The 21,109-nt window shown below is 57.9% G+C and carries 20 protein-coding genes and 2 tRNA genes; 13 read left to right on the forward strand and 9 right to left on the reverse strand.

Features of this window, described 5'->3' with window-relative positions:
• Positions 1 to 12 precede the first annotated feature (12 nt).
• Positions 13 to 948, reverse strand: coding sequence for an SPFH domain-containing protein (locus H9Q75_RS08255; protein WP_186566013.1), 936 nt, complete (start codon positions 946 to 948; stop codon positions 13 to 15).
• Positions 948 to 1,418, reverse strand: coding sequence for an NfeD family protein (locus H9Q75_RS08260; protein WP_186566015.1), 471 nt, complete (start codon positions 1,416 to 1,418; stop codon positions 948 to 950). Before H9Q75_RS08260 ends, H9Q75_RS08255 begins: the two co-directional genes overlap by 1 nt.
• A 149-nt stretch (positions 1,419 to 1,567) precedes the next feature.
• Between H9Q75_RS08260 and H9Q75_RS08265 the strand changes: the two genes are divergently transcribed.
• From H9Q75_RS08265 to groL, 5 genes are all read left to right on the forward strand, one after another.
• Positions 1,568 to 2,686, forward strand: a complete 1,119-nt coding sequence (locus tag H9Q75_RS08265) for a THUMP domain-containing class I SAM-dependent RNA methyltransferase (protein WP_186566016.1) — start codon at positions 1,568 to 1,570, stop codon at positions 2,684 to 2,686.
• 20 nt (positions 2,687 to 2,706) lie between these two features.
• Entirely contained in the window at positions 2,707 to 3,855 is a 1,149-nt protein-coding gene (locus H9Q75_RS08270; RefSeq protein WP_186566018.1) for a WG repeat-containing protein, read from the forward strand.
• Positions 3,856 to 3,886: 31 nt separating this feature from the next.
• Positions 3,887 to 4,861: a diacylglycerol/lipid kinase family protein gene (locus H9Q75_RS08275; RefSeq protein WP_186566020.1), complete on the forward strand. Its 975-nt coding sequence runs from the start codon at positions 3,887 to 3,889 to the stop codon at positions 4,859 to 4,861.
• 185 nt (positions 4,862 to 5,046) lie between these two features.
• Positions 5,047 to 5,331, forward strand: coding sequence for a co-chaperone GroES (locus H9Q75_RS08280; RefSeq protein ID WP_186566022.1), 285 nt, complete (start codon positions 5,047 to 5,049; stop codon positions 5,329 to 5,331).
• Positions 5,332 to 5,539: 208 nt separating this feature from the next.
• Positions 5,540 to 7,174 carry a chaperonin GroEL gene (groL, locus tag H9Q75_RS08285; RefSeq protein WP_186566024.1) on the forward strand — a complete coding sequence of 545 codons (1,635 nt, stop codon included), beginning with the start codon at positions 5,540 to 5,542 and terminating at the stop codon, positions 7,172 to 7,174.
• A gap of 44 nt (positions 7,175 to 7,218) precedes the next feature.
• Here the strand turns inward: groL and H9Q75_RS08290 are convergent, their stop codons facing one another.
• Positions 7,219 to 7,467, reverse strand: coding sequence for a helix-turn-helix domain-containing protein (locus H9Q75_RS08290; RefSeq protein ID WP_186566026.1), 249 nt, complete (start codon positions 7,465 to 7,467; stop codon positions 7,219 to 7,221).
• Between the two features lie 97 nt (positions 7,468 to 7,564).
• On the opposite strand from H9Q75_RS08290, the gene H9Q75_RS08295 reads away from it, so the two are divergent.
• Together H9Q75_RS08295 and H9Q75_RS08300 are read left to right on the forward strand one after the other, a co-directional pair.
• Entirely contained in the window at positions 7,565 to 7,858 is a 294-nt protein-coding gene (locus tag H9Q75_RS08295) for a hypothetical protein (RefSeq protein ID WP_186566028.1), read from the forward strand.
• Between the two features lie 33 nt (positions 7,859 to 7,891).
• Positions 7,892 to 8,491 (forward strand): carbohydrate-binding family 9-like protein, encoded by a 600-nt coding sequence (locus H9Q75_RS08300; protein ID WP_186566030.1) that lies wholly within the window; start codon positions 7,892 to 7,894, stop codon positions 8,489 to 8,491.
• A 48-nt stretch (positions 8,492 to 8,539) separates the two neighbouring features.
• Here the strand turns inward: H9Q75_RS08300 and prfB are convergent, their stop codons facing one another.
• The gene (prfB, locus tag H9Q75_RS08305) at positions 8,540 to 9,661 is read right to left on the reverse strand and encodes a peptide chain release factor 2 (protein ID WP_186566032.1); all 1,122 of its coding nucleotides are present in this window, start codon (positions 9,659 to 9,661) and stop codon (positions 8,540 to 8,542) included.
• Between the two features lie 434 nt (positions 9,662 to 10,095).
• On the opposite strand from prfB, the gene H9Q75_RS08310 reads away from it, so the two are divergent.
• A tRNA-Leu gene (locus H9Q75_RS08310) sits at positions 10,096 to 10,182 on the forward strand.
• A 3-nt stretch (positions 10,183 to 10,185) separates the two neighbouring features.
• Positions 10,186 to 10,261 (forward strand) — tRNA-Met (locus H9Q75_RS08315).
• Positions 10,262 to 10,354: 93 nt separating this feature from the next.
• Here H9Q75_RS08315 and H9Q75_RS08320 read toward each other — a convergent pair.
• Positions 10,355 to 11,161 carry a DeoR/GlpR family DNA-binding transcription regulator gene (locus H9Q75_RS08320; protein WP_186566034.1) on the reverse strand — a complete coding sequence of 269 codons (807 nt, stop codon included), beginning with the start codon at positions 11,159 to 11,161 and terminating at the stop codon, positions 10,355 to 10,357.
• 375 nt (positions 11,162 to 11,536) lie between these two features.
• Here H9Q75_RS08320 and H9Q75_RS08325 point away from each other — a divergent pair, with 375 nt between their 5' ends.
• Positions 11,537 to 12,214, forward strand: a complete 678-nt coding sequence (locus tag H9Q75_RS08325; RefSeq protein ID WP_186566036.1) for a hypothetical protein — start codon at positions 11,537 to 11,539, stop codon at positions 12,212 to 12,214.
• 178 nt (positions 12,215 to 12,392) lie between these two features.
• Here H9Q75_RS08325 and H9Q75_RS08330 read toward each other — a convergent pair whose 3' ends face one another.
• From H9Q75_RS08330 to H9Q75_RS08340, 3 genes are all read right to left on the reverse strand, one after another.
• Complete coding sequence (locus H9Q75_RS08330; RefSeq protein WP_186566038.1) at positions 12,393 to 13,916, reverse strand: xylulokinase; 1,524 nt, start codon at positions 13,914 to 13,916, stop codon at positions 12,393 to 12,395.
• 15 nt (positions 13,917 to 13,931) lie between these two features.
• On the reverse strand, positions 13,932 to 14,936 hold the full coding sequence (locus H9Q75_RS08335) for a hypothetical protein (protein WP_186566040.1): 1,005 nt from the start codon (positions 14,934 to 14,936) through the stop codon (positions 13,932 to 13,934).
• Positions 14,937 to 15,051: 115 nt separating this feature from the next.
• A complete protein-coding gene (locus H9Q75_RS08340; RefSeq protein WP_186566042.1) occupies positions 15,052 to 16,146 on the reverse strand; it encodes an ethanolamine utilization protein EutH in 1,095 nt (364 codons plus the stop codon).
• A gap of 587 nt (positions 16,147 to 16,733) precedes the next feature.
• Here H9Q75_RS08340 and H9Q75_RS08345 point away from each other — a divergent pair.
• Genes H9Q75_RS08345 through H9Q75_RS08355 form a run of 3 tightly spaced genes read left to right on the forward strand, consistent with a single transcriptional unit; the run spans position 16,734 to position 19,828 of the window.
• Positions 16,734 to 18,224: an NAD(P)/FAD-dependent oxidoreductase gene (locus H9Q75_RS08345; protein WP_186566044.1), complete on the forward strand. Its 1,491-nt coding sequence runs from the start codon at positions 16,734 to 16,736 to the stop codon at positions 18,222 to 18,224.
• On the forward strand, positions 18,221 to 19,468 hold the full coding sequence (locus tag H9Q75_RS08350) for an FAD-dependent oxidoreductase (protein WP_186566046.1): 1,248 nt from the start codon (positions 18,221 to 18,223) through the stop codon (positions 19,466 to 19,468). The genes H9Q75_RS08345 and H9Q75_RS08350 overlap by 4 nt, the downstream gene beginning before the upstream one ends.
• Positions 19,469 to 19,474: 6 nt before the next feature.
• The gene (locus H9Q75_RS08355) at positions 19,475 to 19,828 is read left to right on the forward strand and encodes a DUF1667 domain-containing protein (RefSeq protein ID WP_186566048.1); all 354 of its coding nucleotides are present in this window, start codon (positions 19,475 to 19,477) and stop codon (positions 19,826 to 19,828) included.
• A gap of 212 nt (positions 19,829 to 20,040) precedes the next feature.
• Here H9Q75_RS08355 and H9Q75_RS08360 read toward each other — a convergent pair whose 3' ends face one another.
• A complete protein-coding gene (locus tag H9Q75_RS08360) occupies positions 20,041 to 20,691 on the reverse strand; it encodes a LexA family protein (RefSeq protein WP_186566050.1) in 651 nt (216 codons plus the stop codon).
• Positions 20,692 to 21,109 lie beyond the last annotated feature (418 nt).

Genomic DNA, 21,109 nt, shown 5'->3' on the forward strand with positions numbered 1-21,109 from the left:
TGCAGGAAACCGTTATTTGGCGGTGGGGGGCTGCTTGGACTTGTTGGGCTCCACCGAGTCAAACACGGCCTTGGCGCTGGCGCACAGGCCGGCCAGCCCCTGAATCTCGCTGGGAATAATGATCTTGGTGGCCTTGCCGTCCGCCGCGGCCTGGAAGGCCTCCAGGGCCTTGATCTTGACCACCTGCTCGTTGGGGTTGGCCTCGTTCAGAAGCTTCAGTGCCTCCGCCGTGGCCTGCTGGACCTTCATAATGGCCTCCGCCTCGCCCTCGGCCTTCATAATGGCCGCCTGCTTGGCCGCGTCGGCCCGGAGGATGACGGACTGCTTCTCACCCTCGGCCACCAGGATCTGGCTCTGCTTCTGGCCCTCGGCCTGGAGGATGGCCTCACGGCGCTCCCGCTCGGCCTTCATCTGCTTCTCCATGGCGTCCTGAATCTCACGGGGCGGGATGATGTTCTTCAGCTCCACCCGGTTGACCTTGATGCCCCAGGGGTCGGTGGCCTCGTCCAGAATAGCACGCATCTTGGAGTTGATGATGTCCCGGCTGGTGAGGGACTGGTCCAGCTCCAGATCGCCGATGATGTTGCGCAGGGTGGTGGCGGTGAGGTTCTCAATGGCGCTCATAGGGTGCTCCACCCCGTAGGTGTAAAGCTTGGGGTCGGTGATCTGGAAATAGAGCACCGTGTCGATCTGCATGGTGACGTTGTCCTTGGTGATGACGGGCTGAGGGGCGAAATCCACCACCTGCTCCTTGAGGGAGACCGCCTTGGCCACCCGCTCAATAAACGGAACCTTGAAGTGGATGCCCACGCCCCAAACCGCGTGGAAGGCGCCCAGCCGTTCAATCACGTAGGCCTTGGACTGCTGGACCACCTTAATATTTGTGGCCAGCACCAGCAGGGCAAGAATAATCAGAATAATCACAAGAATCGGAATGACAGGCGGCATTATAACTCCTCCTTTTTCTCCTGGGCCGCGGCGGGCTCTTCCGTCGGGGCGACAATGATCTTGACACCCTCAATACGGAGCACCCGCACCAGGCTGTCCTTGGGAATGGTGCGGGCATCCTCCGTGCGGGCCGTCCAAACGGAGCCGCCCACGGACACCTGCCCGCGGGCTTTCAAGTTGTCAATCGCTTCGGTGACAATTCCCTCCATGCCAACCACACGATCGGCATTGGTGGGCACCTGCTTCGGCGTCACGTAGCGCTTGGCCAGGGGACGAACCGCCAGCAGGCAGAGCACGGAAGCCGCGAGAAACACGGCAATCTGGACCCAGATATTCCCTGTAAAAAAGGAAATAATCAGTGCGGCCAGCGCGCCCACGCCGAACCAAATAGAGGTCAGTCCCACGGTGATGGCCTCCGCCACAAAAAACACCACCATGGCGGCCAGCCAGAAAATGCTGGGTATGGGCATGTGCACACCCTCCTTTCTGAATTGATAGTATCACATCTGGGGGAAAAAGAAAAGTAGGGGGAAAAATTTTACGCGCTGTGGGTTTGCCAAGCCGGGAGAAATCAGGTATACTAACCTTATTCAGAACAAGTCGAGAAAGAGGAGCTGGAATGGGAGAACTGCAATTGGCGATCCCCACTCTGTTCGGGCTGGAGGGGATCTGCGCCGACGAGCTGCGGCGGCTGGGGCTGCCCGGGGTCAGGGCGGAGAATGGCCGGGTACTCTGCGGCGCCGCCCCGGCGGATATCGCCCGGGTCAACCTGAACCTGCGCACCGGCGAGCGGGTACTGCTGGTGCTGGGCAGCTTCCGAGCCGACACCTTTGACGCGCTCTTTGAGGGTGTGCGCGCGCTGCCGTGGGAGAATTTTATTCCCAGAGAGGGGGCTTTTCCGGTGAAGGGGCACGCCCTGAACTCCGTGCTTCACGCGGTGCCGGCCTGCCAATCTATTGTCAAAAAGGCGGTGGCCGCCCGGCTGGGGACCCATTACGGCCTGGAGACCCTGCCGGAAAACGGCGCGCTGTACCAGATTCAGTTTTCCATTATGAAGGATACCGCTACCCTGATGCTGGATACCTCCGGCGCGGGGCTGCATAAGCGGGGCTACCGGGCGGTGGGGGTGGAGGCCCCCCTGCGGGAGACTCTGGCCGCCGCCATGGTGCTTCTCTCCCGTTACCGGGGGCGGGACCCCCTCTGCGACCCGTTTTGCGGCTCGGGGACGATCTGTATTGAGGCGGCCCTGATCGCTGCCAACCGGGCGCCCGGCCTGAACCGGTCCTTCTCCGCCCAGAAGTGGCGCTGGCTGGACGGCAGGTGCTGGCTGGAGGCCGCGGATGAGGCTATGGACCGGGAATACCATGGCGACTATGACATCTGGGGAGGAGACATCGACCCCAGGGCGGTGACCATTGCCCGAAGCAACGCGGTCAAGGCCGATGTGGAGGGACTGGTGCGCTTTGAGAAGGCGGACGCGGCCCAGTTTTCCCGGAGTGCTCCCTATGGACGGGTGGTCACCAATCCCCCCTATGGGGAGCGGCTGATGGAAAAACGGGAAGCGGAGGCGCTTTACCGCGCCTTCGGCGCGGCGGCGCGGGAGCTGCCCTCCGGCTGGCGGGTGAGCGTGCTCTCCTCCCACACGGAATTTGAGCGCACCTTCGGCCGCACGGCGGACAAGCGCCGCAAGCTCTATAACGGCATGATCAAATGTGACCTGTTCCAATACGGCAGATAGAAAATAAGGAGGGGAGCGGAATGAAACAGAGAAATTTGCTCCGGCGGATGACGGCCCTGATGCTGTGTTTATGCCTGTTATGCGCCGGCGCGGACGCGGTAACACTGGCAGACGGCACTGTGGTTTGGGGCTACAGCGAAGGCATGGCCCTGGCGGAGAAAGACGGAAAATGGGGCTATGCCAACGCGGCCAAGCAGATTGTCATTCCGATCCAGTACGACTCCGCCGTCTCCTTCAATCTGGGGATCGCCGCGGTGAACAAGGACGGAAAGCTGGGTGTGATACGGCAGGACGGGAAATATCTCATCCAGCCGGTCTACGATGCCCTGCTTCCTGTGGACTGTGGGCTGTACATTGCCCAGAAGGGAGCCAAATGGGGAGTGGTGAGCATCCTGTCCTTTCCGGACGGTGTGGGAGGGAAAACCAACCTGCTCTATCCCCTGGAGTATGACAGCGTCCAGGTAGAGGAGCAGGCGGGCAGCCAAGTGCTCTCCCTCCTGCAGGGGGACAAGCGCACGGTGGTGCCGCTCTTTCAGCTGCCCGCGCTGCTGAAGGAGCGGGGGGTGCCATCGGCGGCCTTCCCGCTCAACCGCGGCAGACTGCCCGCCTTCACGGATGTGAGCCCCAGGGATTGGTTTGACCTGTGGGTGGATATCGCCTATAACGTGGGCCTTACCTCCGGTGTGGGCAACAACCGCTATGGGCCGGAGCAGACCCTCACCGTGGCGGAGGCGCTCAAGCTGGCGGCCACCATGGACAGCCGGTACAAGGACGACGATTTTCATCTTCAGACCACGCCCAGCGGCAGTAAGTGGTATCGCCTGGCTGTGGATTACTGCCTGGCCAGCGGTATTATCAAGTCCGGGCAGTTCCAGGAGAGCGACTATACCCGCGCCGTTACCCGGGGGGAGATGGCCGGAATTCTGGCTGCCACAACCCTGGCCAAGGAGATTCCCCTGATCAACAGCCTGGATCAAATCAAGCTTCGGGTGCCGGATGTCACCCTGCGCACGCCCAACGCGGCCGCGATTTACAGCCTTTACGCCAAGGGAATTCTCACCGGCGTGGACAGCAGTCTGACCTTTCGCCCGGACGCTACCCTGACCCGGGCGGAGATGGCGGCTATCGTCTCCCGCATGGCGCGCGCCGAGCAGCGCCTGACCCTTTGAGAGAGAAAGAACACGGGAGGAGCACGGCGGGATGAAGCATCTGTTTCTCATCAATCCGCAGGCAGGAAAAAGTGACCGAAGCCAGGAAGTGCTCGCCCAGGTGCGCGCCTTGGCACAGGAGCGGGCGCTGGAGTATGAGGCTGTGGTGACCCGGTATCCCGGCCATGCCCGGGAGCTGGCCCGGGCGGCCGCGGAGCGGGGAGGGCCGGTGCGCATCTACGCCTGCGGCGGGGACGGTACCCTGAATGAGGCGGCCGTGGGCGCGGCTGGCTTTGACCACGCGGCCGTGACCACCTTTCCCATCGGCTCCGGAAATGACTTTATCCGGATGTTCGGACCCGGGGCGGAGCGCTTTCGGGATCTGACCGCCCTGCTGGACGGGCCCCAGGCCCGGGCGGACCTGATCGAGTGCAACGGCCGTCTGGCCCTCAATGTGTGTTCAGTGGGCTTTGACGCCCGCATCGGCCTGCGAGTGGGGGATTTCAAGCACATGCCGCTGGTGGGCGGCTCCCTGGCCTATCAGCTCTCCGCCCTGCGCACGATTATTGAGGGCATCCACCGCCCCTACCGGGTAGAGGTGGACGGGCAGCTGCTGCCGGGAAAGGAGTATACCCTCATCTGCGTGTGCAACGGCCGCTATTATGGGGGCGGCTTCAACCCCTCCGTGGACGCGCTACCGGATGACGGACTGCTGGATTTTGTCATCATCAAGGGGGTCTCACGTTTTACCATACTGGCGCTGATCGGCAAGTATGCCAGGGGTGGGGCCAAGGACATTCCCCAGATCATCATGCGCCGAGGGCGGGAGCTAAAAATCACCTGTCCGAAGCCGGAGATGGTCAATCTGGATGGAGAGCGGATCGACACGGATGTGATCTCCATTCGCCTGTCTGCTAAAAAAGTGAACTTCTTTTTCCCGCAGGGGACCCACTGGAATCCAAAGTTGCGTGAAGAAAATATAGAAAGCGAAGAAAACAAGAGAAAAAAGGAGCACGCAGTCCTTTGAGCTAGATAAATAGCTCAGAGGACTTTCCTTTTTTAAAATTTAACGGATTATTCACAAAAAAAGACTTGCGTAATTTGGCAAGGGAGGGTATTATTATAAACGTGATTAGCACTCTGATAAAATGAGTGCTAAAACACTGGATGTGTTTAATCAAAAAATAGTGATACATGAAGGAGGAACCCCAGATGAAACTCAAACCCCTTGCTGACCGAGTTGTCCTGAAGATGGTAGAGGCCGAGGAGACCACGAAGAGCGGCATTATCCTCACCGGCGCCGCAAAAGAGAAGCCCGAAGTGGCTGAAGTGGTCGAGGTCGGCCCCGGCGGTCTGGTGGACGGCAAGGAAGTGACCATGACCGTCAAGAAGGGCGATAAGGTCATCACCAGCAAGTATTCCGGCACCGAGGTCAAGGTTGACGGCGTGGAGTACACCATTGTCCGCCAGAACGATATTCTGGCCGTCGTGGAGTAAAAAAGTCTAAGGGGGACTTCGTCCCCCTTAGATACGGCTGCGGTTCCCAAGGAAACCGCAGCCGATAACCCCCTCTCGTCCGCACGGCGGACGAGGCCCTGGCCGCCGCGGCCAGGGGTATCGGTGTCCTGCGCAGGCGCATGTCCTGCTTCGGACAAACTTTAAATTTGATTCCGCCGAGGCGGAATTTGTATGGAGGTAAATTGTTATGGCCAAGATTATCTGCTACGGCGAAGAGGCCCGCCACGCGCTGGAGCGCGGCGTCAATCAGCTCGCCGACACCGTTAAGATCACCATGGGCCCCAAGGGCCGCAACGTAGTGCTGGACAAGAAATTCGGCGCCCCCCTCATTACCAACGACGGCGTGACCATCGCCAAGGAGATCGAGCTGGAGGACCCCTTTGAGAACATGGGAGCCCAGTTGGTGAAGGAAGTCTCCACCAAGACCAATGACGTTGCCGGCGACGGCACCACCACCGCCACCCTGCTGGCACAGGCCATTATCCGCGAGGGCCTGAAGAACCTGGCCGCCGGTGCCAACCCCATGGTCATGAAGAAGGGTATCGCTAAGGCCACCACCGCCGCCATTGAGGCCATCAAGGCCAACTCCAAGAAGGTCAACGGCACCGACGACATCGCCCGCGTGGGCACGGTGTCCTCCGGCGACGAGGTCATCGGTAAGCTGATTGCCGAGGCCATGGAGAAGGTCTCCCACGACGGCGTCATCACCGTGGAGGAGTCCAAGACCGCCGAGACCTACTCCGAGGTCGTGGAAGGCATGCAGTTTGACCGGGGCTACATTACCCCCTATATGGTCACCGACACTGAGAAGATGGAGGCCGTCCTGGACGACGCTCTGATTCTCATCACCGACAAGAAGATCTCCAACATTCAGGAGCTGCTGCCCATTCTGGAGCAGGTGGTCCAGGCCGGCAAGAAGCTGCTGGTCATCGCCGAGGACGTGGAGGGCGACGCTCTGTCCACCCTGATTGTCAACAAGCTGCGCGGCACTCTGAACGTGGTGTGCGTCAAGGCCCCCGGCTTCGGTGACCGCCGCAAGGAGATGCTCCAGGATATCGCCACCCTGACCGGCGGCACTGTGATCTCCTCCGAGATGGGCTATGAGCTCAAGGAGGCCACCATGGATATGCTGGGCAAGGCCCGCCAGGTGAAGGTCCAGAAGGAGAACACCATCATCGTGGACGGCGCCGGAAGCGCCGAAGCCATCAAGGCCCGCGTGGCCCAGATCCGCAGCCAGATCGAGACCACCACCAGCGACTATGACAAGGAGAAGCTGCAGGAGCGCCTGGCCAAGATGGCCGGCGGTGTGGCAATTATCCGCGTGGGCGCCGCCACTGAGGTGGAGATGAAGGAGAAGAAGCTGCGCATCGAGGACGCTCTGAACGCCACCCGTGCCGCTGTGGAAGAGGGCATCGTGGCCGGCGGCGGCACTGCCTATGTCAACGCCATCCCCGCCGTGGAGAAACTGCTGAGCGAGGCCGAGGGCGACGAGAAGACCGGCGTGCAGATTGTGGCCCGTGCCCTGCTGGAGCCTATGCGCCAGATCGCCGCCAACGCCGGCATCGACGGCTCCGTGGTTCTGGAGAATGTGAAGAAGGCCGATAAGGTCGGCTTCGGCTTTGACGCCTATAACGAGACCTATGTGGACATGATCTCCACCGGTATCGTGGACCCCACCAAGGTGACCCGCTCCGCGCTGGAGAACGCGGCTTCCATTGCCAGCGTCCTGCTGACCACCGAGTCCCTGGTGGCTGACAAGCCCCAGCCCCCCGCGCCTGCGGCCCCCGCGCCCGACATGGGCGGTATGGGCGGCATGTACTAAGAAAACCGCGAGGCCCCCGCAGCCATTGGCTGCGGGGGCCTTTTTCATTCCGTTCCGTCAATCAGATATTCGTAGGATACATGAAAGTAGCGGGCCAACACGCGAAGCTCTAAATCGCTGACAGCCCGTGTCCCGTTTTCAATACGCTTAATGACGCCGCGCTCAGCATCCATGCCCATCAGCTGGAGCTGAGCCATCAGCTTCTCCTGGGAAAGGCCGCGGGCTTGACGGAGTATGCGCACACGCGGGCCAACCAAATTGCGGCTTCCGGTCTCCGTACGCATATGCTTCATATCTTCACCACCCGATTGGTCAATTTTTGACTAACGGGTTGATTATATTCGTAATGTATGATAGAATTTGGTCAGAAATTGACCAGGAGGAATAGTTATGCTGGACTGCACAAGGGCTATGCTGGAACAGGAACTGGGCCGGCGGCTGATGCAAAATATGGGGCAGCCGCCCTTTCGGCTGGAGGACACTGTGGAGGGAAAATGTGCCGCCGCCCTGGAGCGGATCCGGCTCATCTTGGACGACGTCCATTTGGGCAGAAAAAATGACGACTTTGAATGTGTGGAGTGTATCATACAGGTGCTTGAAGAGCTTGGGATCCGCACGGAGCGGCACAAGTTTGGGCTAGAGAGCGCACAGGGGGCTCCGCTTGCACAGAGGCGCGGCAGGTGATAGAATAAGAAAAACGAGAGAAGGTGCGGCGCTATGTCTGATCTGAGCTATACCATCCAAAGGAGACGTGAGCCCGATTGGTCCGGGATCCCCGCGGTCTCTCTGGCGCACACGGGCTGGACGGCGCCCTGCCCTATTTCAGCCAGCGCCCGGGCCTGCTGGGATGGGGAGCGGCTCTTCATCCGCCTGGAGGCGGTGGAGTCCCGCGTCCGCGCCACCCTCACCGGGCGCCTGGACCAGGTGTGCAGCGACAGCTGCCTGGAGTTCTTTTTTGCCCCCATGGCCGGGGATGCACGGTATTTCAACTTTGAGTTCAACCCCCTGGGGACGATGAATCTGGGCTTTGGCGCGGAGCGGCCCACCCGGGTGCGCCAGATCGTAAAAAAGCCGGAGGAGCTCTTCCGGGCCAAGCCCTTTACGACCGCCGGTGGCTGGGGGATTGCCTTTCAGGTGCCCTTTTCCTTTGTGCGGCTCTACTTTCCGGAGTTTGCGCCTGGGGAGAGCGCGGGGAATTTCTATAAATGCGGGGACCAGACTCCCACGCCCCATTTCCTGGCCTGGGCGCCCCTGAGCAGCCCCACACCGGATTTCCACCGGCGGATGGACTTTGGCAGATTGCTTTTTGAAGGATAAAAAGGCGGGGGACCGATTCAAGGATCGGTCCCCCGCAGGCGTATCTGCTTATTTCTCCACCCAGTTGCCTGTGGCCTCCGCCTTCAGGTAGGCGTTGATGAAGCCGTCCAGGTCACCGTCCATGACGGCGTTGATATTGCTGGTCTCGTACCCAGTGCGGGTGTCCTTCACCAGCTGGTAGGGCATAAACACATAAGAGCGGATCTGACTGCCCCATTCGATCTTCATCTGCACGCCCTTCAGATCGGAGATCTTCTCCGCATGGGCCTGCATCTGCAGCTCCACCAGCTTGGAGCGGAGCATCCGCATGCAGGTGTCCCGGTTCTGGAACTGGGAGCGCTCCTGCTGGGAGGAGACCACGATGCCGGTGGGGATATGGATCAGGCGGACCGCGGAAGAGGTCTTGTTGACCTTCTGGCCGCCCGCACCGGAGGAGCGGTAGACCTGCATCTCAATGTCCTCGGGGCGGATGTCCACCTCCACGTCGTCGGGGATTTCGGGCATGACCTCCAGCGCGGCAAAGGAGGTCTGCCGGCGGGCGTTGGCGTCAAAGGGAGAGACCCGCACCAGCCGGTGCACCCCGTTCTCGCTCTTCAGGTGGCCGTATGCGTTTTCGCCCTCAATCATAATGGTGGCGCTCTTGATACCCGCCTCGTCCCCCTCCTGGTAGTCGATGATCTGGTAGGTGTACCCATGGCGTTCCGTCCAGCGGGTGTACATGCGGTAGAGCATCTGGGCCCAGTCCTGCGCCTCGGTCCCGCCGGCCCCGGCGTGGAAGGTGAGGATGGCGTTGGAGCTATCATACTCCCCGGTGAGCAAGGTGGACAGCTTGGCCTCCTCGATTCCGGCCTCCAGCTTGGCAAAGCCCTCCTCCACCTCTGGGATCAGGCTCTCATCCTCCATCTCATTGCCCAACTCGCACAGGGTCATCAGGTCCTCCCACTGGTTCTTGCGTTTTTGCTGGCCGTCGATCTTGCCGCGCAGCTGCTTGACCCGCTGCTGGACCTTCTGGGCCTTCTCCAGGTTGTTCCAGAAACCATCGGAGGCGCTCTCCGATTCCAGCATCTCCGCCTCGCGGATGGCGGCCTCCAGGCCGAGGGCCTGGTCCAGATCGTCCAGCTCGGGGCGCAGATTATTGAGTTTCACCTTATATTCATCGAATTGCAGCATGTGCGTCCACTCTCATTTCTCTAAAATAGCCTTACTATTATATCCAATTCAGCCCTCTTTGTAAAGAAAAAAGGAGCGCTGCACCGGGAAAAAGGCGGCAAAAAACCGCCCGCAGGCGGGCGGTTTTTTATCGATCGCTGGCGAGCCAGCCCGGGTCAGTGCGGAAGATCAGATCATCCACATCCTCACGAGGCGCAGTGTTGACAGCGGTATCCATATCATGGTCCGGCATTTGCCAGGCCTCCTCTCGCAGGTGATGTACAAATCAGTATATGCCCAACAGGGGGCGAGATGTGCCGAAACCCGCTGGGCCGTGCTCTTTTTTTTGTGCCGCGCCCCCGGGAAAAGAATACGGAATTTAGACTTGACAACAGCAGGTGGGTGTGGTATTCTATTTAAGCACTCAAAAAGCAAGTGAGACTGGAGCGGCTTACGCCGGAGTGGCGGAATTGGCAGACGCCCGGGACTTAAAATCCCGTGGGAGCGATCCCGTGCCGGTTCGACCCCGGTCTCCGGCACCATATCGCGGGGTAGAGCAGTTGGCAGCTCGTCGGGCTCATAACCCGGAGGTCGTAGGTTCAAATCCTACCCCCGCAACCAGAAGGAAACCCTGGAACTGAAACAGTTCCAGGGTTTCCTTTTTGTTCTGCGGCGGGACGGGATCCCGGCCTGTACATATTTGGGGGTGCTTCTCTACTTTCCCCAAGTGGTGCGCCTGGGGTAGAAGCCGGGCGCCACCACAACTTTCAGGCCGGCCTCCTGCAGTTCGTTGATATAATAGGGGTCGGCGTCGTCGTCAGTAATCAAAGCGGTAATCTCGTTGGCAGCCACGAGGGTAAAAACGGAATCCTTATTCAGCTTGGAACTGTCACATAGAACATATTTTTCCTGCGCATAGCGAAGCATGTTCCTTTCTACCTCGCCGACAAGGATGTTCTCACTGCCCACGCCTTTGCTCATACTGAAACTCTCACAACTGATGAACGCCTTGTCTGCCGGCTGCCCGCGGAATAGCAGATCGGCATCCGGTCCAACCACACAGCCGGTTCGACTTTTTACAATGCCTGTATTAATCCGTACCTCAATGTTTTTATTCCTTGAAATAATATCTGCAATCGTAATTGAGTCGGTCAGAACAATGGAGCGATTCAGCTTCTTGATATAAATGCACAGTTCGGCGATTGTACTCCCGCCGCCTAAGGAGATAATGTCGCCATTATTAATAAATTCCATAGCGGCGGCGGCAATCGCTTTCTTCTGCGGGATATTAACCATTGATTTTTTGTCAATCGGCTCATCACGGTTGGAATCAATACTCAGAGCGCCGCCATGGGTGCGGATCAGAAGGCCCTGCTCCTCCAGCTTGGCGAGCTTTTTCCGAATGGTTGAAGGGGCCAGATTAAATGTTTGGCAGAGCTCTTCCACCGAAATACGGGTGTTGATTTCCAGAAGATGTATGATGTAGCTCTCTACAGAGCCGTGAGGACGATTGGGGTACATTGAGAAACCTCCTCAACTTCGATGGCACCAAAGCCTGCGCCCATCAAGGCTCCACCGTTGAATCGTTTAAGTGTAGAATAACACCTGATTTTTTAAAATTCAAGCTTGCAGAGGAAATTAATTTTTCTGTATAGGTATAAAATTTTGGATTTTTTTACCGGGAAATTGTTTGTAATGCTGAAATAGTGCTCCATAAACGCCTAATATTGTCACGCCGCTCTTTATCCGATTTTTGCGCCCGCTTTTGACCCGTCCCGCAGTCTTGAAATATCAGGCAAAACCGATATAATTACAAGCAATAGCCGACCGCCTACGGCTACAGCACAGCCTTCCGGCACAGCCGGAGGAGAGCGAATGTGATTAGGAGTGATTTTGATGAAGAACAAACCAAATCTGGTCGTCATGCTGACGTACAACGATGTTACGGTAGAGAATGCATATGAGGTTTTTGACAGCTGCAAAGATCTGCCTGTCCAAAATTGGGGCTTCAAGAATGTGGGCCTGCCCAAGGACCAGATGAAGCAGCTGGTGGCTGCGATGAAGGCCGCCGGTAAGACCACGTACCTTGAGGTAGTCACTTATGATGAGAAGTCCTGCCTTGAGGCGGCGCATACCGCGATTGAGTGCGGCTTTGATGTCCTGATGGGCACGGTCTACTATGCGTCTGTACATCAGTACCTGAACGAGAACCACATGGAGTACAGCCCGTTTGTGGGCAAGGTCTCCGGCTCCCCCAGCATTCTGGAGGGCACCAACGAGGAGATCATCCAGAACGCCCGCGACCTGATGGCCAAGGGCATCGGGGCCTTTGACATTCTGGCCTACCGCCATGTAGTGGACGGTGAGAAGCTGGCTCGTGAGTTCTGCGCCGCCATCGACGCCAAGGTGTGTATCGCCGGCAGCATTTCCAACTTCAAGCGCATCGACACCATGTTTGACATCGGCCCCTGGGGCTTTACCATGGGCAGCGCCCTGTTCACCAAGAACTTTGAGCCCGAGGGATCTTTCCGCGATAACCTGAAAGCTGTCGCCGACTATATGGCTGCAAAATAAGTTTAAGCTGATACGCACGCGTTTCCGTTTCAATAAAGCCCCGGCCGTGTTTAGAACAGGCCGGGGCTTTATTGGAAGAACTTCCCAAAATGTGCCCATAATTTTAGAAAAGTGAAAAAGGCAGCGGCCGCCGGAGATTCTTCTTCGGCGGCCGCTGCTTCATTGAGGGGAGGTATGGTCAACGCTTGCTGATCATGTCAAATAGCTCGGCACAGTCATTCTGCATCTTCTTATAGATTTCAAAGCCCCTGTCGTAGATCTCCTTGTTGGCGGGGTTGGGCTCATAACGGGCGACAACCTCAATCATGCTGTCGCAGGCGGCCTCAATGCTGTCGAAGATCCCGACGGCGTGGCCGGCCAGGATGGCGGCGCCGAGGCAGGCGGCCTCCTTGGAGTTGGTTACGCAGATGGTCTTTTGCAGAATGTCGGCCTTGATCTGGTTCCAGGCAGGGCTCTTGGAGCCGCCGCCGAACGCGCGGACTTCGTCCACTTCGATGCCCATGTCAGACAGGGCCTCCATGTTCCGGCGCACCAGATAGCCCAGAGACTCCATGACGGCGCGGATAAAGTGACCCTTCCCGTGGACCAGAGTAATACCCATAAACACGCCGGTGGCATTGGGATTCACGTCGGGGGCCAGGGAACCGCTCAGGTGGGGCAGGAAGATCAGCCCGTCGGCACCCGGCGGGGTCTGCTCGGCCTGCTTGGTCATCAGGTCGTAGGCGTCCACGCCGGTCATTTCCGCGGTGGTCATCTCATACTTGCAGAACTTGTCACGGAACCAGCGCAGGCAGATGCCGCCGGAAGTGAACGTGTGCATCATGTAGGTGTCCCTGATGGGGTAGTAGTGGACGGGCATCTGGCGGTTGGGGTCATAGCAGATATCCCGGGTGGGCACGCAGACGGCCAGAGTGGAGCCGATGCTCTCGGAGAACATGCCGGGGTGGCAGGCGCCCACGCCCACGGCGCCGATGGCATTGTCCATCGCGCCGGTACAGACCTTGGCGTGGGGGTTGATGCCCAGCTTTTTGGCCATATCGGGCAGGACGTTCCCAACCACCTCGCCGGGCTCCATGATCTCGGGGAAGTTCTCCTCGGTCATGCCCAGTTCATCGAGCATGGGCTGCCAGTACTTCTTGGTGGTGATGTCCCAGTACAGGGTGGAGCACAGCATGGCGCAGTCAGACACATAGCGGCCGGTGAGCTGGAAGATGATAAAGTCCTCGATCAGCAGAATCTTCCTGGTCTTGGAAAAGACCTCGGGCTCGTTCTGCTTGACCCAGAGGGCTTTTGCGACGGGCCAATTGGCGGCGAAGCTGATCTGGCCGGTGTGCTGATAGCATACCTCGTCGCCGTACTTGGCGGTGAGGTATTCGGCCTGCTCTACCGCGCGGTTGTCCATCCAGCTGATGGAGTTGCGCAGGGGCACGCCGTACTCGTCCACGAAGAACATGGTCTCGCTCTGCAGAGAGAAGCTGATTGCGGCCAGATCCATCAGGTCGACGCCCTGTTCAGCCAGCTTGCCGAACCCCTTGACGATGGCGTCCATATAGACGGCGGGGTCGGACTCGACGAAATAGGGCTTGGGGGTGATCAGCTGATATTCCAGAGTAGCGTTGCCCTGCATCTTGCCGGTGGTATCAAAGACAGCGATCTTCAGGGCGGTGGTGCCCAGATCGATACCTGCTAATAATTTGCCCATAATAAACCTCCGTAATTATGATGGAACGGATGGAGTATAGACCATACTCCACTTTACATTCTCCAACGGGGTGGACCAGACAGAACCATCGGGCTGTGTGACGAAAGCGGCTGTCTCGGACAGATCAAGCGCCGCGCTGGCCTCAAAGGTCATATCACCCAGGCGGGTCAGTTCTGTGCCATCCGGCTGGCATAGCCAAACGGAGCCATCCTCCTTCAAAAGCGCCAGCATTGTGGGGCCGGATATGAACGACTGGATGTCTTCGGCCAGGACGGAGTCGTCCTGTTCCAAATAGGGACGTTTTTTCAGCGTCCCATCCAGAAGATAGAGAATTCCCTCGCTGTCCAGCGCCAGACCGGAGAGCGCTTTCGGAAGTGTATGCTCCAAAGAATTTTGTGTAACCACATGATACCAGCGATAGTTTCCATTGCTTTCAAGCGTCAGGAGATTGCCGCCATAAGCCCAGAAATCCAGAACATCGGCGCCGAAAAGCTGCTTTTCATAGGAGCCGACCAGACTGCACCGGTAAAGGCGCGTGCTCCCCCTGTATTCCTGCAGGGAATAAATGTAATCGCCCATGACCTCGAATTTCCGGCAGCTTTTGACCGCAGTGTGCGGCTTGCCGTCTCCGCCGATCTGGAGTCGGTAGACCGTTTCGCCGTCATAGAGGTACAGGTATCCCACAGACTCCGCCATGCGCACAATGGGCCTGCTGCTCTTCTCGGCGATATCGCCGGCCTCGACCTTGATATCAGAGGAGAGCTCACGTGCCACGACCTGGCTGCCCGTGTTGATCAGGACAATTCCGTCCCGCTCCAGCGCATGCGCGGAAGAGGGGATATACTTCAGCCCATAAGTCAGGTTTGCATCCAGGTCCGACGGCCTTTTCTCCGTCCTGCCCAGAAGGCCGAAATCCAGCAGGCGTCCGCCCGTCAGCGAGTAAACGCCGAAAGCGACGGCCAGTACCACCAACAAAAGAAGTAAATAACTCCGTTTCGACGGCGTTGGAGACTGCTTCATACAGTAGGCACCTTCTTTATCGTGGAATGGGTCATACCTGCCGGGGCGGAGGCTATCCTGGGCAACATGGACACGGCAGCCATGGGGTAAAGCAAGGAAACGGGGGATCAGAGGGTTAGTCGGCCAGCTGCTTGGCGTTCATTTTACACACGATGCAGGCCGCGCCGATTGCCAGGATACCGCCGACCAGCTTGGCGATCACCATAGGAGCGATCAGGTCGGGCTCGACGCCGGCGCAGAAGCCCAGGTGATCGCCCAGAGCGAATGCCGCGCAGGCAGAGAAAGCCACATTGATAACCTTTCCCTTGTTGTCCATATCCTTCATCAGGTTATAGGCGGGGATACAGTTGGCGCAGCAGGCGATGAGGCCGGCGATAGAGACGTCGTTGACGCCGATCAGGCCGCCCAGCTTGCCCAGAGGCTTGCTCAAGACCTTGGTCAGGACCTTGACCAGAGGATAGGCGCCGGCCAGCATGATGGCGATGGAGCCGCAGGTGATCCACACATCGGACAGAGGCAGCAGTTCAATTACATGGATGGGGGTTAATTCCTGAATAATAGCCAGTGCGAGGAAGAAGGTAAGGTAAGCAACCATGAGCTTGGAGAATACGTCAAAGCCCTTAATCATTCCATTCGGAATCAGCGCCAGACCAATGGCAATCAGCACCGCGAAAACGATGACAGGGATAATGTTGATGATGACCATGCCGGGATTGAAGCCCGCTACAAGGCCGCCCACGATACAGGCAAAGGGGATGCATACAATGCCGGAAAGAGCCCCCAGTGCGAGGAACTTCTTATCCTTGGGATGGATGATGCCGAGACAGATCGGAATGCTGAACGCAATTGTGGGCCCCATCATGGAGGCGAGAATGATGGCGGAGTAGTTTGCGATATCAGGATCATTGGGCTGAATGGCATGGGCCAGTGTATAAGCGCCGGTGTCAATGGAGAGGATCAGTGATCCCGCCATGCAGGGGTCGGCGCCGACCATTTTGAACAGAGCGCCTACCGAAGGAGTGAGCACCTGGCCGATGAGCTGTGCGGTGACCATGATACCGGCCATGCCAAGAGCCAGTCCGCCGAGGGCGTTAAAGCCCTCTTCAAACTGGGTGCCTAAGCCGAGCTTGCTGCCAAACATGCGGTCGACAGCGGCAATTGCCATGAAAATGACCATGATGTACACGATGACTTGACTGATGACTGCCATTGGAAAATGCACCTCCTAATTACTCCTTTATCCCCTTGATGCTCCAGAAGTACACGGGCCAAGAAGCGGTGCTAAGACCTCGCCCAGGCCGATCCCGCCTATTAGACCGGCACGACCGAAAATTCTGATCTCTGGGCAACCGTCCCAACCGCTCTGGCCCAGCCTTCTGGCCATCAAGCTACTATAAAAATTATTGCATAATCCGTAAGGTCTTTCAATCGCTCGTTTTGATGATATTTCCTTGATTTATATCGTTTTGAGCGATGTCAGGCATAACTCGCTGAAACATTGGTGTAATCGTACAAAATATCCATATTTATTGGGAAGAAAGTTTGGAAGCACAAAGAAAAAATCGCAATAAAACAGTGCAATTTACATATCTCAATTGCGAGATGGCTGAAATGATTTATACGAATTGCATTGAAAACGACAATTAAGAAGCAAAAATTCTGTTTTTGGCTCGCTTGGATGTGGAGCGGCTTGCTGCTGGACAGCGGGACATTTGACATGGTTCATAAGACATTTTATACTCTTTCCATCAAAGCAACAGGAAACAGGGCAAAGCAAGACTAAAGGAGGTTTTACTCATGTGGGATGCAATTGTCATCGGGGCCGGAATTAGTGGCTGTTCCACAGCGCGGGAGCTGTCCCGCTACCAGCTGAAGACTTTGGTGCTGGAAAAAGGACATGACGTAAGCGCGGGCACGACCCGGGGCAACTCCGCCACGGTCCATGCGGGCTACGACCCTGATCCGGGCAGCTACAAGGCAATCTATAATGTGCGGGGCAGCCGGATGTACCCCGATCTGTGCGCGGAGCTTCAGGTCCCATATGTCAAAAACGGGATGATCGTTTTCGCGGTCAACGAGGCACAGATGGAAGAGGTTCGCCGCCTGAAGGAGAAGGGCGACAGCAACCATGTGGAGACCAAGGTGTGCACACGGGAGGACCTGCTGGAGATCGAGCCGGATATGGGAGAAGGCGTCATTGGAGGCCTGTGGATCCCGGACAGCGGCATGGTCTGCCCCTACAACCTGGCTATCGCCCTGGCTGAAAACGCGGCCCGCAACGGTGTGGAGTTCAGACTGTCCACAGAGGCGCAGTCCATCGAGAAGATCCAGGGCGGCTGGCTGGTCAGGACCAGCGGCGGGGACTTTGAGACCAGGTATATCTTCAACTGCGCCGGTACTTATGCGGATAAGTTCAATAATATGGTCTCCAAGGATGTGTTCCATATCATTCCCCGGGAGGGCCAGCACCTGATCGTGGACCGGGACCTTGCGAAATATACCAAGACTACCATCTGCCAGACGCCCGAACCGCTGCCAACCGGCGGCCATACCAAGGGCATGGGCCTGATGCCGTCTGTAGACGGCACCATCATTCTCGGATGCAACGCAGACGATGTGGATGACCCCGATTTCTCGGATAACACCCGGGAGGGCCTGGATAAGATTGTAAACTACTTTGAGAAGAACTGGAAGCATTTTCCCATCAGCAGGCATGTGCCCCAGTTCCCCCGCGACGCGGTCATCACCGCGTACGGCGGAAGCCGGGCCCATCCGGACCGGGACGACTTTATCCTGGGCGAACCGGAGGATGCGCCTTGCTTCATCAACCTGGCCGGCATTGAGTCCCCCGGCGTGACCGCCGCCCCCGCGATCGCGGAGGATATGGTGAAGATCCTGGTGGAGCGGGAGGGCACTCCCCTCAAGGCGGATTACAAGCCGGGGCGGGAGATCAAGGCCCCGTTCCGCACCATGACTATGGAGGAGCGCCAGAAGGCCATCGAGGAGGACCCGGACTACGCCAAGATCGTGTGCCGCTGTGAGCAGGTAACCGAGGCTGAGATCCGGGACGCCATCCGCCGCCCTGTGGGCGCGCGCAGCGTCAGCGCCGTCAAAATGCGCACCCGCGCCGGAATGGGCCGGTGTCAGGGCGGCTTCTGCAGCCCACGGGTGCTGCAGATCCTGTGTGAGGAGCTTGGAAAGGAGCCGTTGGAGATCACCCAGTCCGGTGGTCACTCCAACATTCTGGTTGATCATGCGTGCCAGCCGAAGGAGGGGAATGAGCAGTGAGAACAGTCGATCTGGTAATCATCGGCGGCGGCTCTGCCGGACTGTCCGCCGCCGTTGGGGCCCGTAAGCAGGGCGTAGAGGATATTCTGGTTTTGGAGCGGAGCCCCTATCTGGGGGGTATTCTCCGGCAGTGCATTCATAACGGCTTTGGCGTCCACAAGTATAAAGAGGACCTGACCGGCGTCGAGTTTGCCAAGCGTATCGCAGACGAGGCGAGGGCTCTGAATATTACCTGCATGTGCGAGACCTTCGCCCTGAGCATCTCACCGGAGAAGGTTGTCACCGCCATGAACCCCTCCTCCGGACTGTTCACCATCCAGGCCAGGGCGATTATCCTGGCCATGGGCTGCCGTGAGCGGTCCAGGGGTGCGCTGATGATCCCCGGCTCCCGCTGCGCCGGCGTCATCACGGCCGGAACGGCCCAGCGATATCTGAATCTGGAGGGCTACCTTCCCGGCAAGCGGATCGTCATTCTCGGCTCCGGCGACATCGGCCTGATTATGGCCCGTCAGTTTACCGTGGAGGGGGCCAAGGTCGAGCGCGTGGTTGAGATTATGCCCTACTCCAGCGGCCTGGCCCGCAATATCTCCCAGTGTATCGAGGATTTCGACATCCCCATCAGCTACAGCAGCACGGTGACCCAGATCAAGGGCCACGGCAGAGTGAGCTCTGTCGTGGTGTCTAAGGTGGATGAAAAGCGCCGTCCGATCCCGGGGACGGAGTTCGAGATCCCCTGTGATACCCTGCTGATCTCCGCCGGCCTGATCCCGGAGAATGAGCTGAGCAAGTCCGCCGGCATCGAGCTCTCCCCCGTGACAAAGGGCGCGGTGGTGGACGACTACCTGATGACCTCGCTGCCCGGTGTGTTCTCCTGCGGAAACGTGCTTCACGTCCACGACTTGGTGGACCACGTCAGCGCGGAGGGAACTCAGGCCGGCGCCAATGCGGCCCGGTATCTGCGGGGTGAGGTGGAGACCAGCGAGACCGTCCCGGTGGAGAGCGGCTTCGGCGTCAACGGCGCGGTGCCCCAGAAGGTGCGTCGTGCAGGGACGGGCAAGGTTGACTTTATGTTCCGGCCGAGAGATAAGTTTCCTGCCTGCCGCATTTGTGTGGATGTAGACGGCGTTTGTGCCGCGACGTATCACAGACCGGTTTTGACCCCGGGTGAGATGTGCTCGTTCTCGGTTGACCGCAGCGTCCTGGCAAAGGCAAAAGAGAAGATCGCGGTACGGGTGGAGGTGTAATCGGATATGGAAAAGCAGTTGGTCTGTATTAATTGCCCCATGGGCTGCCGGCTTATCGTGTCCATGGAGGGAGACAAGGTATGCTCCGTAGCTGGAAACGTCTGCAAGCGCGGCGAGGAGTACGCGCGCCAGGAGGCGGTGGAACCTCTGCGGGTGCTCACCTCTCTGATGAGAATAGAGGGGCGCGAAAAGCCTTTCAGCGTGAAAACCTCCGCACCCATCCCCAAGCGGCTGATGTTTGATTGTGTAAACGAGATCTTTGCCCACCGGGCCGTCGCCCCCATCCATGTGGGGGACGTCATTCTCGCCAATGTGTGCGGGACCGGCTGTGATGTGATCTCCACCCAGGAAGTACTTTAAGCGCGCTTGCTGTTTCTTCTGATTCAACCAAGTTCCCCATAAGCGCGGCATATAAAAGACGCGCCCTGCCGGTGTGCCGAAAACCCCCAGTCTGTACCTGAGTGCAGACTGGGGGTTTTACCACAGCAAGAGAAAACTGAGTAAAAAGAGTTCGCCGCTGATTCAATTCACGGCGCTTTGATGTGGGGGCAGAACTCTGGAGGGGGCGGCACTTAGTACTCCGTCCGGCTTTCCACAATGCGGCCCAATATCCTAATGGTGTGCTCCTTGAGATTGTAGAACTGCACCTGGTTTTCAGGATTAGTGGATTGCGGGGTCAGGATCACAATTCCCTTTTCCAGGCGGTACCGCTTTATGGTGGCGGATTCATCCACAAGCACCACCGCGATGGCCCCGTCCTCCACAATATCCTGCTTTTTTACGATTACAATGTCGCCGTCGTTGATGCCGGCGGCGTTCATGCTGTCGCCGCGCACACGCAGGCCAAAATACTCCGCGCCATGGTTGCGATCGGTCCAGAGATAGCCCTCGATATTTTCCTCTGCGTAGATGGGCAGGCCGGCCGCGATCTGACCCAGCAGGGGGATTTTATGCGTCGGGTTGATCGGAAAGGCCCCGGGGAGCGGCGGCGCCTCCGGGCTTTCCCGCTCCATAGGGACGTGATACCCCATCAGCCAGGCTTCGTTTACATCCAGTGCTTTCGCGATCAGCGCAATGCGGTCCGGCCTTGGAGTAAAGGAACCGCTGCAATATTGGCTCACAGCGCTTTTGGGAATACCTGTGGCCTTACATAAATCCTTTTGCCGCATGCCGCGGACGGTGAGGCCCTGGCGGATCCTCTGGGCGCAGCTCATCTTTTCCATTTTGGCGTTGCCCCCCTTTCTGTTAATAGGACTATACCATGTAAGTTTAGAAAAATCAAGAACAGGAAAGAAAAAGTTTAGAAAAATTGAAAAATGGAATTGACATGCTTCTGTATCTGTGCTATCCTCTAGTTTAGAAAAATAAAACCAAAGCAGCTTTTATAACACAGACAATTGCCCATCTTACAATTTTACAAAGATAGGTTTTGTTTTTAGATAAAAAGTTTAGAAAAATAGATCTAATGGTAGGAAGAGATTTTGGGTGTGGGGTGGCCGCTCTCCCCTTTGCAGAATCCAGTATAGCAGGAGAACGGCACGATAAAACGGACGATTGTGTGTTCCACAGACGAGTCAGCTGAGCTTTGGGCACGGGTTGACGGGCCTGAGCGGTAATAAAACATGTTTCAAAGAGGTGAAA

This window comes from Lawsonibacter celer (assembly GCF_014281125.1).
GTDB classification, from domain to species: Bacteria; Bacillota; Clostridia; order Oscillospirales; family Oscillospiraceae; genus Lawsonibacter_B; species Lawsonibacter_B celer.

Excerpts from the sequence above, each read along its gene's own strand:
- prfB (WP_186566032.1), bottom strand. The coding sequence starts at position 9,661 with ATGCTGCAATTCGATGAATATAAGGTGAAACTCAATAATCTGCGCCCC.
- H9Q75_RS08330 (WP_186566038.1), bottom strand. The coding sequence starts at position 13,916 with ATGGGCAAATTATTAGCAGGTATCGATCTGGGCACCACCGCCCTGAAG.
- H9Q75_RS08340 (WP_186566042.1), bottom strand. The coding sequence starts at position 16,146 with ATGGCAGTCATCAGTCAAGTCATCGTGTACATCATGGTCATTTTCATG.
- H9Q75_RS08260 (WP_186566015.1), bottom strand. The coding sequence starts at position 1,418 with ATGCCCATACCCAGCATTTTCTGGCTGGCCGCCATGGTGGTGTTTTTT.
- H9Q75_RS08280 (WP_186566022.1), top strand. The coding sequence starts at position 5,047 with ATGAAACTCAAACCCCTTGCTGACCGAGTTGTCCTGAAGATGGTAGAG.
- H9Q75_RS08300 (WP_186566030.1), top strand. The coding sequence starts at position 7,892 with ATGTCTGATCTGAGCTATACCATCCAAAGGAGACGTGAGCCCGATTGG.
- H9Q75_RS08270 (WP_186566018.1), top strand. The coding sequence starts at position 2,707 with ATGAAACAGAGAAATTTGCTCCGGCGGATGACGGCCCTGATGCTGTGT.
- H9Q75_RS08295 (WP_186566028.1), top strand. The coding sequence starts at position 7,565 with ATGCTGGACTGCACAAGGGCTATGCTGGAACAGGAACTGGGCCGGCGG.
- H9Q75_RS08325 (WP_186566036.1), top strand. The coding sequence starts at position 11,537 with ATGAAGAACAAACCAAATCTGGTCGTCATGCTGACGTACAACGATGTT.
- H9Q75_RS08290 (WP_186566026.1), bottom strand. The coding sequence starts at position 7,467 with ATGAAGCATATGCGTACGGAGACCGGAAGCCGCAATTTGGTTGGCCCG.
- H9Q75_RS08320 (WP_186566034.1), bottom strand. The coding sequence starts at position 11,161 with ATGTACCCCAATCGTCCTCACGGCTCTGTAGAGAGCTACATCATACAT.
- H9Q75_RS08255 (WP_186566013.1), bottom strand. The coding sequence starts at position 948 with ATGCCGCCTGTCATTCCGATTCTTGTGATTATTCTGATTATTCTTGCC.
- H9Q75_RS08345 (WP_186566044.1), top strand. The coding sequence starts at position 16,734 with ATGTGGGATGCAATTGTCATCGGGGCCGGAATTAGTGGCTGTTCCACA.
- H9Q75_RS08335 (WP_186566040.1), bottom strand. The coding sequence starts at position 14,936 with ATGAAGCAGTCTCCAACGCCGTCGAAACGGAGTTATTTACTTCTTTTG.
- groL (WP_186566024.1), top strand. The coding sequence starts at position 5,540 with ATGGCCAAGATTATCTGCTACGGCGAAGAGGCCCGCCACGCGCTGGAG.
- H9Q75_RS08275 (WP_186566020.1), top strand. The coding sequence starts at position 3,887 with ATGAAGCATCTGTTTCTCATCAATCCGCAGGCAGGAAAAAGTGACCGA.
- H9Q75_RS08355 (WP_186566048.1), top strand. The coding sequence starts at position 19,475 with ATGGAAAAGCAGTTGGTCTGTATTAATTGCCCCATGGGCTGCCGGCTT.
- H9Q75_RS08265 (WP_186566016.1), top strand. The coding sequence starts at position 1,568 with ATGGGAGAACTGCAATTGGCGATCCCCACTCTGTTCGGGCTGGAGGGG.
- H9Q75_RS08360 (WP_186566050.1), bottom strand. The coding sequence starts at position 20,691 with ATGGAAAAGATGAGCTGCGCCCAGAGGATCCGCCAGGGCCTCACCGTC.